Annotated in this window: 15 protein-coding genes and 1 pseudogene; 5 read left to right on the plus strand and 11 right to left on the minus strand. The window is 68.5% G+C overall.

The window, feature by feature from the left end; all coding sequences use genetic code 11:
- A complete protein-coding gene (locus AC07A4_RS00975) occupies window positions 1-1,410 on the plus strand; it encodes an ABC1 kinase family protein (protein WP_478591167.1) in 1,410 nt (469 codons plus the stop codon).
- 36 nt (window positions 1,411-1,446) lie between these two features.
- Here the strand turns inward: AC07A4_RS00975 and AC07A4_RS00980 are convergent, their stop codons facing one another.
- The 5 genes from AC07A4_RS00980 to AC07A4_RS01000 all read right to left on the minus strand — a co-directional run bounded on the left by AC07A4_RS00980 (window position 1,447) and on the right by AC07A4_RS01000 (window position 5,519).
- Window positions 1,447-1,638 (minus strand): hypothetical protein, encoded by a 192-nt coding sequence (locus AC07A4_RS00980; protein WP_478591170.1) that lies wholly within the window; start codon window positions 1,636-1,638, stop codon window positions 1,447-1,449.
- A 246-nt stretch (window positions 1,639-1,884) separates the two neighbouring features.
- Entirely contained in the window at window positions 1,885-2,205 is a 321-nt protein-coding gene (locus tag AC07A4_RS00985; RefSeq protein WP_478591173.1) for a hypothetical protein, read from the minus strand.
- Window positions 2,202-2,570: a WhiB family transcriptional regulator gene (locus AC07A4_RS00990; RefSeq protein WP_478591175.1), complete on the minus strand. Its 369-nt coding sequence runs from the start codon at window positions 2,568-2,570 to the stop codon at window positions 2,202-2,204. Before AC07A4_RS00990 ends, AC07A4_RS00985 begins: the two co-directional genes overlap by 4 nt.
- A 167-nt stretch (window positions 2,571-2,737) precedes the next feature.
- Window positions 2,738-3,064 (minus strand): hypothetical protein, encoded by a 327-nt coding sequence (locus AC07A4_RS00995; protein ID WP_478591178.1) that lies wholly within the window; start codon window positions 3,062-3,064, stop codon window positions 2,738-2,740.
- A gap of 163 nt (window positions 3,065-3,227) precedes the next feature.
- Window positions 3,228-5,519 carry an ATP-dependent DNA helicase UvrD2 gene (locus tag AC07A4_RS01000; RefSeq protein WP_478592826.1) on the minus strand — a complete coding sequence of 764 codons (2,292 nt, stop codon included), beginning with the start codon at window positions 5,517-5,519 and terminating at the stop codon, window positions 3,228-3,230.
- Window positions 5,520-5,608: 89 nt separating this feature from the next.
- Between AC07A4_RS01000 and AC07A4_RS01005 the strand changes: the two genes are divergently transcribed.
- A complete protein-coding gene (locus tag AC07A4_RS01005) occupies window positions 5,609-5,863 on the plus strand; it encodes a mycoredoxin (RefSeq protein ID WP_478591181.1) in 255 nt (84 codons plus the stop codon).
- 75 nt (window positions 5,864-5,938) lie between these two features.
- Here the strand turns inward: AC07A4_RS01005 and AC07A4_RS01010 are convergent, their stop codons facing one another.
- The 3 genes from AC07A4_RS01010 to AC07A4_RS01020 form a co-directional block, all read right to left on the minus strand.
- Entirely contained in the window at window positions 5,939-6,715 is a 777-nt protein-coding gene (locus AC07A4_RS01010) for a helix-turn-helix domain-containing protein (RefSeq protein ID WP_478591183.1), read from the minus strand.
- Between the two features lie 468 nt (window positions 6,716-7,183).
- A complete protein-coding gene (locus AC07A4_RS01015) occupies window positions 7,184-8,014 on the minus strand; it encodes a recombinase family protein (RefSeq protein ID WP_478591186.1) in 831 nt (276 codons plus the stop codon).
- A gap of 694 nt (window positions 8,015-8,708) precedes the next feature.
- Window positions 8,709-8,900: a hypothetical protein gene (locus AC07A4_RS01020; RefSeq protein WP_478591188.1), complete on the minus strand. Its 192-nt coding sequence runs from the start codon at window positions 8,898-8,900 to the stop codon at window positions 8,709-8,711.
- 186 nt (window positions 8,901-9,086) lie between these two features.
- On the opposite strand from AC07A4_RS01020, the gene AC07A4_RS01025 reads away from it, so the two are divergent.
- Window positions 9,087-9,398, plus strand: coding sequence for a hypothetical protein (locus AC07A4_RS01025; protein WP_478591189.1), 312 nt, complete (start codon window positions 9,087-9,089; stop codon window positions 9,396-9,398).
- 602 nt (window positions 9,399-10,000) lie between these two features.
- On the opposite strand, the gene AC07A4_RS01030 is transcribed toward AC07A4_RS01025, so the two are convergent.
- On the minus strand, window positions 10,001-10,477 hold the full coding sequence (locus AC07A4_RS01030; protein ID WP_478591191.1) for a hypothetical protein: 477 nt from the start codon (window positions 10,475-10,477) through the stop codon (window positions 10,001-10,003).
- Window positions 10,478-10,552: 75 nt separating this feature from the next.
- Here AC07A4_RS01030 and AC07A4_RS01035 point away from each other — a divergent pair, with 75 nt between their 5' ends.
- Both AC07A4_RS01035 and AC07A4_RS01040 read left to right on the plus strand, forming a co-directional pair.
- A complete protein-coding gene (locus AC07A4_RS01035; RefSeq protein ID WP_478591193.1) occupies window positions 10,553-11,386 on the plus strand; it encodes a hypothetical protein in 834 nt (277 codons plus the stop codon).
- Between the two features lie 9 nt (window positions 11,387-11,395).
- A pseudogene (locus AC07A4_RS01040) lies at window positions 11,396-11,491 on the plus strand (thioredoxin domain-containing protein); the annotation flags it as partial.
- A 14-nt stretch (window positions 11,492-11,505) separates the two neighbouring features.
- Here AC07A4_RS01040 and nudC read toward each other — a convergent pair.
- Window positions 11,506-12,453: an NAD(+) diphosphatase gene (nudC, locus tag AC07A4_RS01045; protein ID WP_478591195.1), complete on the minus strand. Its 948-nt coding sequence runs from the start codon at window positions 12,451-12,453 to the stop codon at window positions 11,506-11,508.
- Between the two features lie 91 nt (window positions 12,454-12,544).
- Entirely contained in the window at window positions 12,545-13,975 is a 1,431-nt protein-coding gene (locus AC07A4_RS01050) for a dipeptidase (protein ID WP_478591197.1), read from the minus strand.
- Window positions 13,976-13,985: the final 10 nt, after the last annotated feature.

Consider the following 13,985-nt stretch of genomic DNA (forward strand, 5'->3'; position numbering starts at 1 on the left):
ATGTCTGATCTTCCCCGGAAGGCGGTCACCCGTACTGCCAAACTGGCCGCGCTGCCACTCGGCTTCGCGGGCCGTGCGACCTGGGGGCTCGGCAAACGGATCGGCGGGAAGTCCGCGGAAATCGTCGGCCGCGAGCTGCAACAGCGCACGGCGGAGCAACTGTTCAAGGTGCTCGGCGAGCTCAAGGGCGGTGCGATGAAGTTCGGACAGGCGATGTCCGTCTTCGAGTCGGCGCTGCCGGAGGAACTGGCGGGGCCCTATCGCGCCGCGCTGACCAAGCTCCAGGAGGCGGCGCCGCCCATGCCGACCCGGACCGTGCACGCGGTGCTCGCGGAGCGGCTCGGCCCGGACTGGCGCGAGCGGTTCCTCGAGTTCGAGGACAAGCCCGCGGCGGCGGCCTCGATCGGGCAGGTGCACCGGGCCGTGTGGGAGGACGGGCGCGATGTCGCGGTGAAGGTCCAGTATCCGGGCGCGGGCGAGGCGCTCCTTTCGGACCTCAACCAACTGGGCCGCTTCGCCCGGGTCCTCGGGCCGCTGATCCCGGGGATGGACATCAAGCCGCTGATCGCGGAGCTGCGCGACCGCGTCTCCGAGGAACTCGACTACGACCTGGAGGCGCGGGCCCAGCGCGCGCACGCGCAGGAGTTCGCGGACGACCCGGACGTGGCGGTGCCCGATGTGGTCCACCAGTGCGAGCAGATCCTGGTCACGGAGTGGATGGACGGGGTGCCGCTGTCCGAGGTGATCACCGAGGGATCGCAGGAGCAGCGCGACCGGGCGGGCCAACTCCTGGCCCGCTTCCTCTTCTCCGGCCCGGCCCGCACCGGTCTTCTGCACGCCGACCCGCACCCGGGGAACTTCCGTCTGCTGCCGGGCGAGAAGGGCGAATGGCGGCTGGGGGTCCTGGACTTCGGCACGGTGGACCGTCTGCCCGGCGGGCTGCCGCCGACGATCGGCCACTCGTTGCGGATGACGGTCGAGGGCGAGGCCGACGCGGTCTACGAGATGTTGTGCGAGGAGGGCTTCGTCAAGGACTCGGTGGACCTGGAGCCGGAGGCGGTGCTCGACTATCTGCTGCCGATCATCGAGCCGGCGCTGGCGGACGAGTTCACCTTCACCCGGGGCTGGATGCGCAGCCAGGCGGCCCGCGTTGCCGACCCCCGCTCCCCCGCCTACCAGTTGGGCAAGCGGCTGAACCTGCCGCCGTCGTATCTGCTGATCCACCGCGTGACGCTGAGCACCATCGGCGTCCTGTGCCAGCTGGGGGCGACCGTGCGGATGCGGGACGAGTTGGAGGCGTGGCTGCCCGGCTTCCTGCCGGAGGAGGCGCGGGAGCCGGAGCGGCCGACGGAGCAGGAGGTTCCGGAGGTGGGGGACGAGCCGGAGCTGGGGGACGCGGCGCAGGCGTGAGCTGATGGCGGGCGGCGACGGCGACGGCGCCCGCGGTCACCACCAGGACGAGTCGAGTCGCCCTTCGATCGCCCGGATGTTGTCCCGGGCGCAGGCGTCGCAGAAGTAGTGACGGGTGCCGTTCTCCACGGAGCAGGTCCAGGTGGGCGGTCGGCCGTGGGCGACCGTGCCGCAGCGGGAGCACACGAGATCCTCGGTGTCCGCAGGTTGAGAAGGCTGCTGGTCCACCCGGCGACCATATCGCCGTCGCCCGGGGATCGGTGGTCACCACGCACCGCGGGGGCCGGTCCGTTCGGACCGGCCCCCGTGGGGACTGCTGTGGAGCTCACCGGCAGCTTCCGTGCCGGGCGCGCGACGCGTGCGGCGCCTGCCGCGCGTGCGGCACGTGTTCCGTGTGCTGGGCGTGCTCCGTCTGGCGTGTGTCGCGTGTGATGCGTGTGCTGCCTGCGTCGCGTGTGTTGCCTGCGTAGCTGACTACTGCATGACCGCTATGGCGAGCGCGCGCCGGGCGCGCAGCGAGGCGCGCTCCGCGCGGCGCTGCATGCGGCGGGCCGCGATCAGGCGCATGGCCGGGCGTTGCTGCTCGGCCTCACGCAGTCGCTCGTGCATATGCGCACGAGCCAGGGCTTCTGGGATGAGTTGCATTTCTCGGGTCCTGTTCTGGCGCGAGCCGAGCGCGCCGGTGGTGGTGAAGTCTGGGGTCGCGGAGCCGGTGGGCTCGCTCGTGGGTGCCTTCATCGGGGCCTGCTTCTTCGGGTCGTGCGTCAGGGGGCGGTCGATCGTTCCGGTGTTCATGCCGTTACCGGGTTCTTCCGCGGACGGCCACGCGGCCGCTTGCGGGCTACGACGACGCCCTGCACGAACAGCTCGCCGCCCCAGACGCCCCACGGCTCACGCCGCTCCTTGGCGCCGGCGAGGCAGGCCTCCATCAGCGGGCAGGTGCGGCAGAGCGACTTGGCGTACTCGACGTCGGCCGGGGACTCCGCGAAGAAGACCTCCGGGTCGTAGGCACGGCAGGGAACGGGTACGCCGAGGTTCTCGATGGCGTCGTCGAGCGCGGTGAGCGCGGTGAGGGGAGTCAAGGTCGGGTCCTCCGTGGGTGCGGGCGGCGGGAGCGTGTCTGAAGGCGGTACGGACGGGGCGTGCGCTTCGAGTTGCACGGTGGTGTTCTTCCTCGTCTGGTCGTTCCGGCCGGGGTCGGCCGGTTGGCGGCTGGTACCGGGTCTTGCTGTGGCCCCTTCGTTCTGTCTTCCTGTTCGGGGAAAACAGAAGGGCCGCGGATCCCGGGTGGGGTTCCGCGGCCCTGAAGGCGCCGGCCTGATCGAGATCAGGCTGGATCACTCCAGGGTTCGAGCCCACGGAAGGCCCACATCGTGTGGTGCTGCTGCGTCTGCGTCCGGAATCCGGCACCGGCTGCCGCGGAGGCATAGGCCTGCGCCTGTGCCGTCGCTACTGCTTCCGGTGCCTTGGTCGGTCGCTCATTGCCCTCGCGGATCAGCAGACCAGCGGGAGACAGGGAGGCAACCGGACGCACGGCGGCGGTGCCGACGGACAGACCGGTGCCCGGGTTCGAGAGGCCGAGCAGGCAGGAAGCGACGACCGAGCGATCGGTCATTTTGACGGTGCTGGTGAAGCTCTCGGTGGTGCTGATCACTGGAATCGCCTCCTCTCGGCGTCTAGGGGACCGGCCGGGGCCGGACCTGCGGACTATTAAGTACAGCACGGAACCCGGGCTTCGGAGAAGCCGCTGTTCCCGTGCTTAAGAACCTATGGGGATTGCTGGCGCATGCGCAAACTATTTTTTCGACGAGTTTGAATCAGTTGCCCTCGTCGCCATCCGAAACCTCCTGACCTGCGCAAATGGCCAGGACATCGGTGCCGAAGCGGCGGAGCTTGCGCATGCCGACGCCGGGGATGCGGGCGAGCTCGCCCTCCTCCTCGGGCACGGCCTCGGCGATGGCGATCAGGGTTTTGTCCGTGAAGACGCAGAACGCGGGCTGGCCCGTGCGTCCCGCCTGCACCGAGCGCCACTCCCGCAGCCGCTCGTACAGCCCCTCGTCCATGTCCGACGGGCAGTCCTCGCAGCGCATGAGCTTCATCTCACCGGCCTCGGTGAGCGTGCGCCCGCAGACCCGGCAGCGGGCCGGTGTGCGACTGCTACGACGACGGGGCTGCGGGCCGCCGGAGCCACCGCCGCCGGGGCCTGTGCCGCGCTCGATGCCTGCGCCGCCGCCCGCCGCGCGTGCCCCCGCCGCCGCGCCCGAGCCAGGGCGCAGCCCGTTCAGGAACCGGGTGGGCTTGCGGTTGGGGCGCCCGCCGGGCGAGCGGGACACCGCCCAGGACAGGAACAGGTGGACGCGCGCCCGCGTCACGCCCACGTACAGCAGGCGGCGCTCCTCCTCGATCTGTTCGTCGGTCCTGGCGTAGGTGATCGGCATCATGCCCTCGGCGAGGCCCACCAGGAACACGGCGTCCCACTCCAGGCCCTTCGCGGCGTGCAGGGAGGCGAGGGTGACGCCCTCGACGGTGGGGGCGTGCTGGGCGGCGGCGCGCTCGTCCAGCTCGGCCACCAGGTCGGTGAGCGTCGCGGTGGGGCGGGCCCGGGCGAAGTCCTCCGCGAGGCGCACGAGGGCGGCCAGGGACTCCCAGCGGTCGCGGACCGCGCCGGAGCCTGCGGGCGGCTGCGTCGTCCAGCCCTTGGTGGACAGGACGGCACGGACCTGTGAGGGCAGGTCGACCATGTCGTCCAGGAGGGCGTCGTTGGCGCCGAAGCGGGCCGCGCCGCGCAGCGCGGCGCCCGCCTCCCGCACCTCGGTGCGCTCGAAGAAGCGCTCGGCGCCCCGCAGCTGGTAGGGGATCCCGGCGTCGGCCAGGGCCTGCTCGTAGATCTCCGACTGGGAGTTCGTGCGGAACAACACGGCGATCTCGCTGGCGGGGACGCCGTCGGCGATGAGGGCGCGGATGCGGCGGGCGGCGCCTTCGGCCTCCGCGGGCTCGTCCGCGTACTCCGCGTAGACCGGCTCGGCGGCCGGCTCGCGCTGGGAGATCAGCTCCAGGCGGTGCTCGGCGGCGCGGCCGCGGGCCTGGGCGAGCAGGCCGTTGGCGAGGTGGACGACCTGGGGGGTGGAGCGGTAGTCGCGGACGAGCTTGACGACCGTGGCGCCCGGGTGGCGGGTGCGGAAGTTCAGCAGGTGGTCGGGGGTGGCGCCGGTGAAGGAGTAGATCGTCTGGCTGGCGTCGCCGACGACGCAGAGGCTGTCGCGCTCGCCGAGCCAGAGCTCCAGGAGGCGCTGCTGGAGGGGGCTCACGTCCTGGTACTCGTCGACCACGAAGTGCTGGTACTGGGAGCGGACCTGCTCGGCGATGTCGTGGCGGTCCTGGAGGATGCCGACGGCCAGGAGCAGGACGTCCTCGAAGTCGATGACGGAGCGGTCCCGCTTGAGGTCCTCGTACGCGGCGTAGATCTGGGAGATCTCGGCGGGGTCGCGGGGGGACTCGCGGCCGGACTTGGCGGCCGCGGCCGCGTAGTCCGCCGGGACGGTCTGGGTGACCTTGGACCATTCGATCTCGCCCGTGACGTCCCGCAGCTCGTTCCGGTCGAGGCGGGTGCCGCAGGTCGCGGCCGCTTCGGAGACGAGCTGGACCTTGCGCTCGACGAGGCGGGGCAGGGAGCCGCCGACGGCCTTCGGCCAGAAGTACTGGAGCTGGCGCAGGGCCGCGGAGTGGAATGTGCGGGCCTGGACGCCGTGGGCGCCGAGCTGGCGCAGGCGGCCGCGCATCTCCCCGGCCGCGCGGTTGGTGAAGGTGACGGCGAGCACGCTGGCGGGCTGGAGGATCCCCGCCCGCACGCCGTAGGCGATGCGGTGGGTGATGGCGCGGGTCTTGCCTGTGCCCGCGCCCGCGAGCACACAGACCGGCCCGTGCAGGGCCAGGGCGACCTCGCGCTGCTCGGGGTCGAGGCCCTCGAGCACCGCGTCGGCGGAGTCCGGGACCGCCGGGAAGAGGCTGGAGTGCGTTGCTGGTGTCACCCCGCCATGCTGCCAGGTCCCCTGGGCCGGACGAGCCGGTTGTCCACAGGGGAGCGGTCGCAGTCGTACTAATGCGGGAATGGTGGGCCGGTCGCGTACGTTCGTGTCAGTGCGAGCACGCACCCCGAAGTGCGCTGACGCACCCCGAGCCGTGAAGGAGCGCGAGAGACATGCCGGGCACCGTGACGATGTACAGCACCACGTGGTGCGGCTACTGCCGCAGGCTGAAGAGCCAGATGGACCGCGAGGGCATCGCGTACACCGAGGTCAACATCGAGCATGACCCGGATTCCGCCGCGTTCGTCGAGAAGGCGAACGGTGGGAACCAGACGGTTCCCACGCTCCTCGTGGTTTCCGACGCTGGCACTGAGTCCGTGATGACGAACCCGTCGTTGGCTCAGGTCAAGCAGGCCATGGCAGCTTGAGTCCCCCTCCAAGCAGAAGGCCCCTGTCCGCAAGATCGGGCAGGGGCCAAGTCATGCTGTCGGGCACGGACGGCTTCACTCTGGCGTACGGCTGAAGCTCTCCATGGTGGCCTTACTGGTCGAACGGTCCATGAGCCGAAGCTCCCAGGGGCCACTGTTGACATCGAAGTCCTTCCCGAACCCGACCCACTTCCCCGCCATCCTGCGACCGGTCGGCTCCACCAGCATCTGAATCGCCCCGTGGTAGCGGGCGCCCTGGTAGTAGCCGTCGGTGGCGGTCTGCTCCACCCACGATCCCGTCACCACGTTGCGATCAACGGTCAGGTCCAGGGAGAGGGGAGAGTCCGGGTTGGACGAGGCACCAGGCAAGGACTCCACGGTCAGACGGTTCCCCCGGTGCAGCACGAGGACGTAGTGCTTACCTTCGAAGGTCTCGTCCCTGCTCGATGAGAAGAACTCGTACCGGGACAGCCACACACCCGAGTAGTTCTCTCCCTTGGGAGCTGTTCGCGGGGAACCACTCGCGGGGTGCGTTACGCCCTCAAGGCTCGGCTCCATGTCATGGCCCCCAGAACCGTCCTCACGCACCCGTGCGGGTGGCACCGGCAGCCCGAACCCCAAGGTCTCGACAGGCCGCCCTGTAGCCCTCTCCAGCGCCCGTGCGTACACCGGGCGGCACGAGCGCGTCACGCCTGACTCCCACCTCTGCACAAGCCGCTTGTTCGCCTCGTTCGGCTCCCCCAGTTCATCACCGGCCTTGCGGATAGCCGCAGCGAATTCGTCCTGGCTCATGCGCATGCCGATACGCACGGCACGCAGCGTGTCATTCGGTACCTGCGTCATCGTCGCCATAGGACCACGGTAGATCCGGCAACTCTGGAATGACACCGGTTTGACGCCTTCGAGTGACGCCTAGGCGACGCCCGCAGCGCCGTCGCGGTGACCGAAGACGATCAAGACCATGGGGTGCATGCCTTCCAGGACGCAGACGCATCCGGACCCCATCCCTATTGAGCTGCCCGTCGGCTACCGTGCTTGGCTGCTCGACTGTGCTCCTGCCCCGGGGTGCGCTCAGTGCGCGTCGGCTTGGGCCGACCGTGCCCGAGCCATCATGGCTAACGATCTTCGAGTAGCCAGCAGGGCCAGCACCCTGGTTCGCGATCACGCATCCGGCGTGCATGGCACGGAGGTGGAGAGAGCTTGATGGACGCCTCCGCCATGACCGTGCTGCGGGACTGCCCCGAGTGCGGGAAGCCGATCAATTACGGGCCAAGAGACCAGCGGTGCGCATGCGAGAAGGGCTAGGCAGCGGCTGTCTTGTCACTCCTCGATGTGCCGGTACAAAGTCGCCCTGGATACCCCCAGAGCCTTGGCGATGGCGGTGACACCCTCCCCCTTGGCCCTCCTGGCACGGGCGACGGCAAGCATGTCGTCTGTGATCACGGAGGGCCGTCCGCCATGGTTGCCCAGACGTGCCGCCGCATCCAGCCCTTCCAGGGTCTTCTCCCGGATGCCTTCGCGCTCCACCTCGGCCCCCACGGCCAGGACGGCGAACACGATGGCCCCGGCGCCATTCGGATCGTAGAGGCCCTGGAGAGGGCCGGAGAGGAGCTCTAGCTGAATGCCCTCGGCCTGGAGGACGGATGCCAGGGTCATCAACTCCACTGCCGACCGAGCAAGCCGCTTCATCTCATGCGCCACCAGGACCACGGCCTGGTCAGGTGCCGCCCTCTTGATCTCCCTGGCCAGGGACAGGGCGATCTCCAGCTCTGGACGGACCTTGACCCGGGTGCTGACCTTCTCGGAGAAGACACGCTTGCAGTGGGCACGCTCCAGTGCATCCAACTGGCTCTGTAGCTCCTGCCCGACGGTGGAGCAGCGGGCGTAGCCGATGCGGATGGCCGTGCTCGCATCCGCTGACTGATCGACCGAGACAGGAGCGCCTTCGGTCCAGGGCTTGCCGGGGCTGCGGTCGAGTGGGGTCTTGATCTCCAGCTCGGCCTTGAGGGACGGCACCAGGGTGAAGCGTCCAGTGTGGTAACCGGTGGCCACCTTCCCGCTGGCAGTCCGGCATGGACTCCCGGCCGGTGCGCTGCACTTGGGGCAGTCGTGACGTTCAACGAGGGCGGCCGGGGCCGTAGTCGCTGCCATGCCGCCGATGTCTCACAAAGGCGTCTCATAACGAAGGCCAAGGCGGGTCGTTTTGAGACGAGTTTCGAGACGTGCGGGGTGGTTCGAATCGGGCGCGCCTCCAGCATTGACCTGACGTCTCACAAACGATGGTTTTTGAGACCTCCCACGGCTGTCACGCCCTGCGCAACGGGGGTAATGCTCCGACTCCCGCCCCATGAGGACCGCAGGGGCACCTTCCATGGATCGCGTACGAGTTTGAAGCCGCAGAAGGGCCCGCGAGGACCCCAAGGGGACGCAACCCTAGGAATCCCCGAACGAGGTCATCAAGAGGTGCCACAAGAATGCACAGAGCCTCCGGTGAGCCCCGGGAGGGCAACCACTGGGCTCTGGAGGATGGTTCGAAACGTCAGACAGAGTGAGGAATCATCATCACTTTTGCCTGCGTCACAGGCCGTCCCGGTGCTCATCAGAGGACACGTACATTATTGATGACGGCCGGGGGTATATAACCCCGGCCGATCTGCTACAGACAACAACTGATCTGATCCAACCCCACCCCTGAAGGTGGGGGATGTTGATTCGTTGGTGATCCAAGGATGGGCAAGCAGAAGCCCCCACGAGTTCCGTGGGGGCTAGGCTGCAGAGGCAGCAGGCTCAGCACCCGTTTCCCTTGCCGACTTCCTCTGTGCGCATCTTACTGCACAACCGGCATTTAGTTTCCCGGGTTCTCTTTGGAGTCCTTCCACATTTCCGAGACCTTCCTGAACGCCTCTTTGTGCGTGACCCCGGGGTGGCCCGTCTCGTATTTGGGAACTTCGTCCTTCATGAACTGGTTATATGGAGAGGTCTTCTTCGCTGCTCCCGACTTGGAGCGCTTACTGTTCGCCGTCTTCTGCCTAGGCATGTCGCCTCCGTGAACTACTTCGCGTTTGATCCCCCAGTTCAGTAGCTCACCGACGGTCCATGGTCAGTACCCGGCGTAGGCCGAACGGGTGAGCTGGCGGGGAGAAGCGTCAAGGCGTCTCCTGAGAGGGCAGGCATCATCCTGCCGTTCGGCGATGTTGCCACGCCGGAGCAAGGGATGAGGGACATGAAGATCACGTTCTACGGTGCACCAGGGTTCAAAGGGCACTCCGAGACTCGCGCTCTCAAGGAAGGCCAGTCGTTCTCGCTGGAGGACGTCGGCCTAGGGCAAGTGGGTTCAGTGAGAATCGACGGGGCAAAACCAGATGTCGTCGTCGAGATGCTCATCCAAATGTCCGAGGAAAAGGGCGGAGGAAGTGAGACAATGAAGGCAATACAGAAGAGGAACCCGCACTCCGGCCTCCCTGACGCAGACATGTTCTGGGATTTCCTCTCTCAGGCCCGAGTCGGTCAACATGGTCACGTACCTGTTCTCTGACCTGGCCACGCCAAACGGGTACCGGAAGTAGACGGTTAGGCCCGGGCCATGGCGTTGTGGGGCCCTGTCGTCGAGGCAGGGCCTCGATTCATGCCAGAACGACAGTCGGCTTCCCCTCCCTCAGGAGGGTGACGAAGTTGTCCACAGCCTTCGAGCTATCCACCAAGATCCACAGCAGTGCCGTTCCAGGTCGAGGGTCAGGGCCTGGAGGTGGTCATCATGACTCGACAGGCAGCAGCTCGACGACGGCAACGAGGGCTAGGCCGCGTCCCAACCTCGCAGCTCCCGCCAGTTGACTGATCAATTCTCCACCCCGAAGGGTGGGTTGAAGCTGTCTCTTCGGTGGGGAAGTGTCCCCTCCCTCAAGGAGGGGAGTGTAGTTACTTCTGAGATGTCAACTTCACTCACCCTCCCTTAGAGGGAGAGAGTTTAACTGTCCAGCAATTACTACCCCTTTAAGGGGATTAGCTTCTATCTATATCTGGAACCAGCTTTGGCTCGCCCCGCGTGGGGGCGGCCATGCTTATTCAAGAAGGGGCGTAGTGCTGGCCCTTGGCATCAAGCCGCCGAGGGCGCCGGTCCGTTAACGCTGCTCTCGGCACTCAGACGCACTGACCGCGCCCACCCGCCCGCAGGAAACGGACTACCGCGATGTTGTCGCACTCGGCCTCCCCCGCTCGGGCCCGTTCAGGGTTCTTGAACAGCCAGTCGCCGCTCCGGCCATCCCAGGGGACGTTGTGGCCGTGGGTGGCGCACTCTTCCCGCTCCCCCTTCGACGGGGCGTCCATGGACGCGACCGTGAACGGGATGAGCAGGCACCGCGCGGAGGCGGATGGGGCGAGCAGGCCCGCCTTGATCAGACCCCCCCTGGCCTGCCGGTAGCGACTCGGGGTGTACGGACTGCCGTCCTCCTTGGACAGGATCAGCTCCAGCTCTCCGGAACCTAGGGGCGCATGCCCTCCACGCTGCATGCGGCCGACGGCCAAGAGCCACATGCGGAGCTCAAGATGCAGCCCCGGATTCCCAACAGCCAGGTTGCGGTGCTCGGGTCGATAGACCTTGGCGAAGCGGTAACTCAATCTGCCCCCTATACGTCCAGCTCTCTGAATCGCCCATGAACCCCTGCGGCTCGCCCGGGGGCTGACGGGACCGTGGTGAGGAACGCGGACGGGACACCGGTCATGCGCTCGGAGCCTCTGCTGAACGAGTCGGAGTGGTTGGCGCTCCAGGAAGCCGTGACCCTGGTCAAGTACACCAAGGGGCCTGCGAAAGTCTCTCCTGTGCGTGGGTGGCTCTTCTGTGACGGCTCCGACTACGAGCACCCGCTCTACTGGGTCCGGGGCGGCAAGGGAAACCAAGCCGCCCGCATCCGGTGCCAGGGCAACAAGAGCAAGGGCCGCGTCCGGTGCGAGGGGCACACCATGGCCGCAGAACCGCTCTACAGCCTCGTGGAAGCCACGCTCAAGGCTCAGATAGGCGATCGTCCCGTGATGGAGCGTCGGGCCATTCAGGACGATTCCAGGGCCGTTCAAGTAGCGCTTGTGGACGCTCAGATTGAGCAGTTCACCGCAGAGCTCAAGGCCGGTCGGTTGTCAGCAGTCGAGTACGGACGACATGTCGCGAAGGCCGCTGCCGACCGTGAGGCACTGACCAGCGCTCCGGAGACAGCTCCTGTCAGTGAGTGGCGCCCAACCGGTCGGACCTACGGGGAATGGTGGGACAGCGCGAGTCGTGAGGAGCGGCGGGAGAAGCTGATCTCATGGGGTGTGAAGGTCATCGCTGGCCCTGACGGTGTCAGGTTCGAGTACGGCCAGAACTTCCCCTCGCAGGCGTTCGTGATGGAGATCGGCTTTACCGACACGCCGCCGGAGGGCACTCAGTCGATCTCCCTGGGCATGACCCGCAGCGTGGACGTGACCGACCTCCGTACAGGGGAGGTGGCTACCGTCCCTCTCCTCTGGGGGGACCTAGTGAGCCTGGCCGCCTGAGAGACGGTGGGAAAAGCAAGAACCGTTCCCACCGTCCTCTTCCCGGACGGTTCGACGCTGACGAACCCCTCGCTGGCGCAGGTGAAGCAGAAGCTCGCCGCCTAGGACCTCGGGGCGGGTCAGGCCGCCGCGCCCGGGCGCGGCAGGTGCTCGCCGTACCAGAGTTCGATCAAGCGGGCCGCGATCGAGATGCCGTAGGGAGGCAGGACCTCCCCGGACTCGAACGCGGCCCGCAGGTCTTCCCGGGAGAACCAGCGCGCCTCGTGGATCTCCTCCCCGTCGACGTTGATCTCCGAAGAGGTGGCCTTGGCCATGAAGCCGAGCATGAGGCTGGACGGGAAGGGCCAGGGCTGGCTGGCGACGTACTCCACCTCGCCGACGGTGACGCCCGCCTCCTCCCAGACCTCGCGCCGCACGGACTGCTCGATGGACTCCCCCGGCTCCACGAAGCCCGCGAGCGTCGAGAAGCGGCCCTCGGGCCAGTGCACCTGGCGGCCGAGCAGCGCCCGGTCCTTCTCGTCCGTCACGAGCATGATCACGGCCGGGTCGGTGCGCGGGTAGTGCTCGGCGCCGCAGGCCTGGCAGCGGCGGATGTGGCCCGCGGCCGCGATGGTGGTGCGCTCGCCGCAGCGCGAGCAGAAGCGGTGCATGCGCTGCCAGTTCTCCAGGGCCACGGCGTGCACCATCAGGCCCGCGTCGCGCGGCGACAGGAGCAGGCCCGCCTCGCGCAGTCCCGCCGCGCGCGCGGAGGCGTCCATGCGGCCGGGCAGGGAGTCCTTCTGGAGGGCGAAGTAGCTCACGCCGTCGTCATCGGTGCCCAGGAAGTAGCGGTGGGCCTCGGTGAGGGGTGCTTCGAAGGACGGGGTCGTCACCAGTTCGGTGCGGCCGTCGGGCGTCTCGTCGATGAGGACCTGACCGCCGGAGACCACGAAGACCCGTGTCGAGGGGTGGCTCCACGCGGCGGCGAGCCAGGCCTCGTCGAGACGGTGGTGGGCCGCGCGGTCGATGCCGCTCGGCGCGGTGAGCGAGACGGGACGGTCAGCGGCGCGGTCGGTCCAGGTGGTCACTGGTGCTTCCAACTCCCCCGGTGGAATGGGTGGTTCGGTGAGCGGGTGTGCGGCGTGCGGTGCGGTTCCGTGCGGACGGGACGCGGTCCGTTCAGTGTGCATCGCGCCAGTGCTCGGCGAGGTCGCCCCACAGGTAGGCGGTGGTCTCGACGCCCTTGAGCAGCAGGTCGAGCTCGACCTTCTCGTTCGGCGCGTGCCATCCGTCCGAGGGAATCGAGATGCCGAGGAAGAGCACGGGCGCCCCGAGGACGTCCTGGAGGTCGGCCGCCGGGCCCGAGCCGCCCTCGCGCGTGAACCGGATCTCCTGTTCGAAGGCACGGCCCATGGCGCGGGCCACGGACCGCAGGGCGGGGTGGTCCAGCGGGGTCAGACAGGGGCGGGTGGCGGCGCCGAAGGTGATCGTGTGCCGGATGCCCGCGGGCAGCTGATCGGCCACCCACGCGCGGACGGCGTCCTCGATCCGGTCCGGGTCCTGGCCCGCGACCAGCCGGAAGGAGAGCTTCAGCATCGCGCTCGACGGGATGATCGTCTTGCCGCCCGCGCCTTGGTAGCCGCCGCCGATGCCGTTGACCTCGGCGGTCGGGCGGGCCCAGACGCGCTCCAGGGTGGTGTGTCCGGCCTCTCCGTGCGGGGCGTACGACTTGGCCGTGCGCAGCCACTCGGCCTCGTCGAAGGGCAGTTCGGCGAAGAGCTCGCGCTCGCGGTCGGTGAGTTCGACGACGCCGTCGTAGAAGCCGGGGACCGCCACGCGCGCGTGCTCGTCGTGCAGGGCCGCGACGAGCCGGGCCGCGGCCGTGGCCGGGTTGGGCACGGCGCCGCCGAAGGAGCCGGAGTGGATGTCCTGGTCGGGGCCGTGCAGCTCGATCTCGCAGTCGGCGACGCCGCGCATGCCCGTGCAGACGGTGGGGGTGTCCTTGGCCCACATGCCGGTGTCGGAGACCACGACCGCGTCGGCGGCGAGGCGGTCGCGGTGCCGCTCGACCAGGTCGCGGAAGTGCGGCGAGCCGGACTCCTCCTCGCCCTCGACGATCAGCTTCAGGTTCACCGCGGGGGCGGTGCGGCCGGTCACGTCGAGGTGGGCGCGCACCCCCAGGGTGTGGAAGAAGACCTGCCCCTTGTCGTCGGCCGCCCCGCGCGCGTAGAGGCGGCCCTCGCGGACGACCGGCTCGAAGGGGTCGGTGTCCCAGCCGTCCTCGCGGGCGGCGGGCTGCACGTCGTGGTGACCGTAGACGAGCACGGTGGGCGCGTCGGGGTCGCCGGAGGGCCACTCGGCGAAGACGGCGGGGGCGCCCGGCGTGGGCCACACCTCGGCGGTCGGGAAGCCGGTGTCCTTGAGGCGCGCGGCGAGCCAGTCGGCGCTGCGCCGTACGTCGTCCGCGTGCTCGGGCTGCGCCGACACGGACGGGATGCGCAGCCACTCCGCGAGGTCGTCGAGGAAGGCGGCTCGGTGGTCGCCGATGTACGCCCTGACGGCGTTCACGGCACTGACGTCGCTGGCAGCGCTGTTGACGGACTTGCTCATGGCCACGAGC

The organism is Streptomyces sp. NPDC043996 (assembly GCF_056435225.1).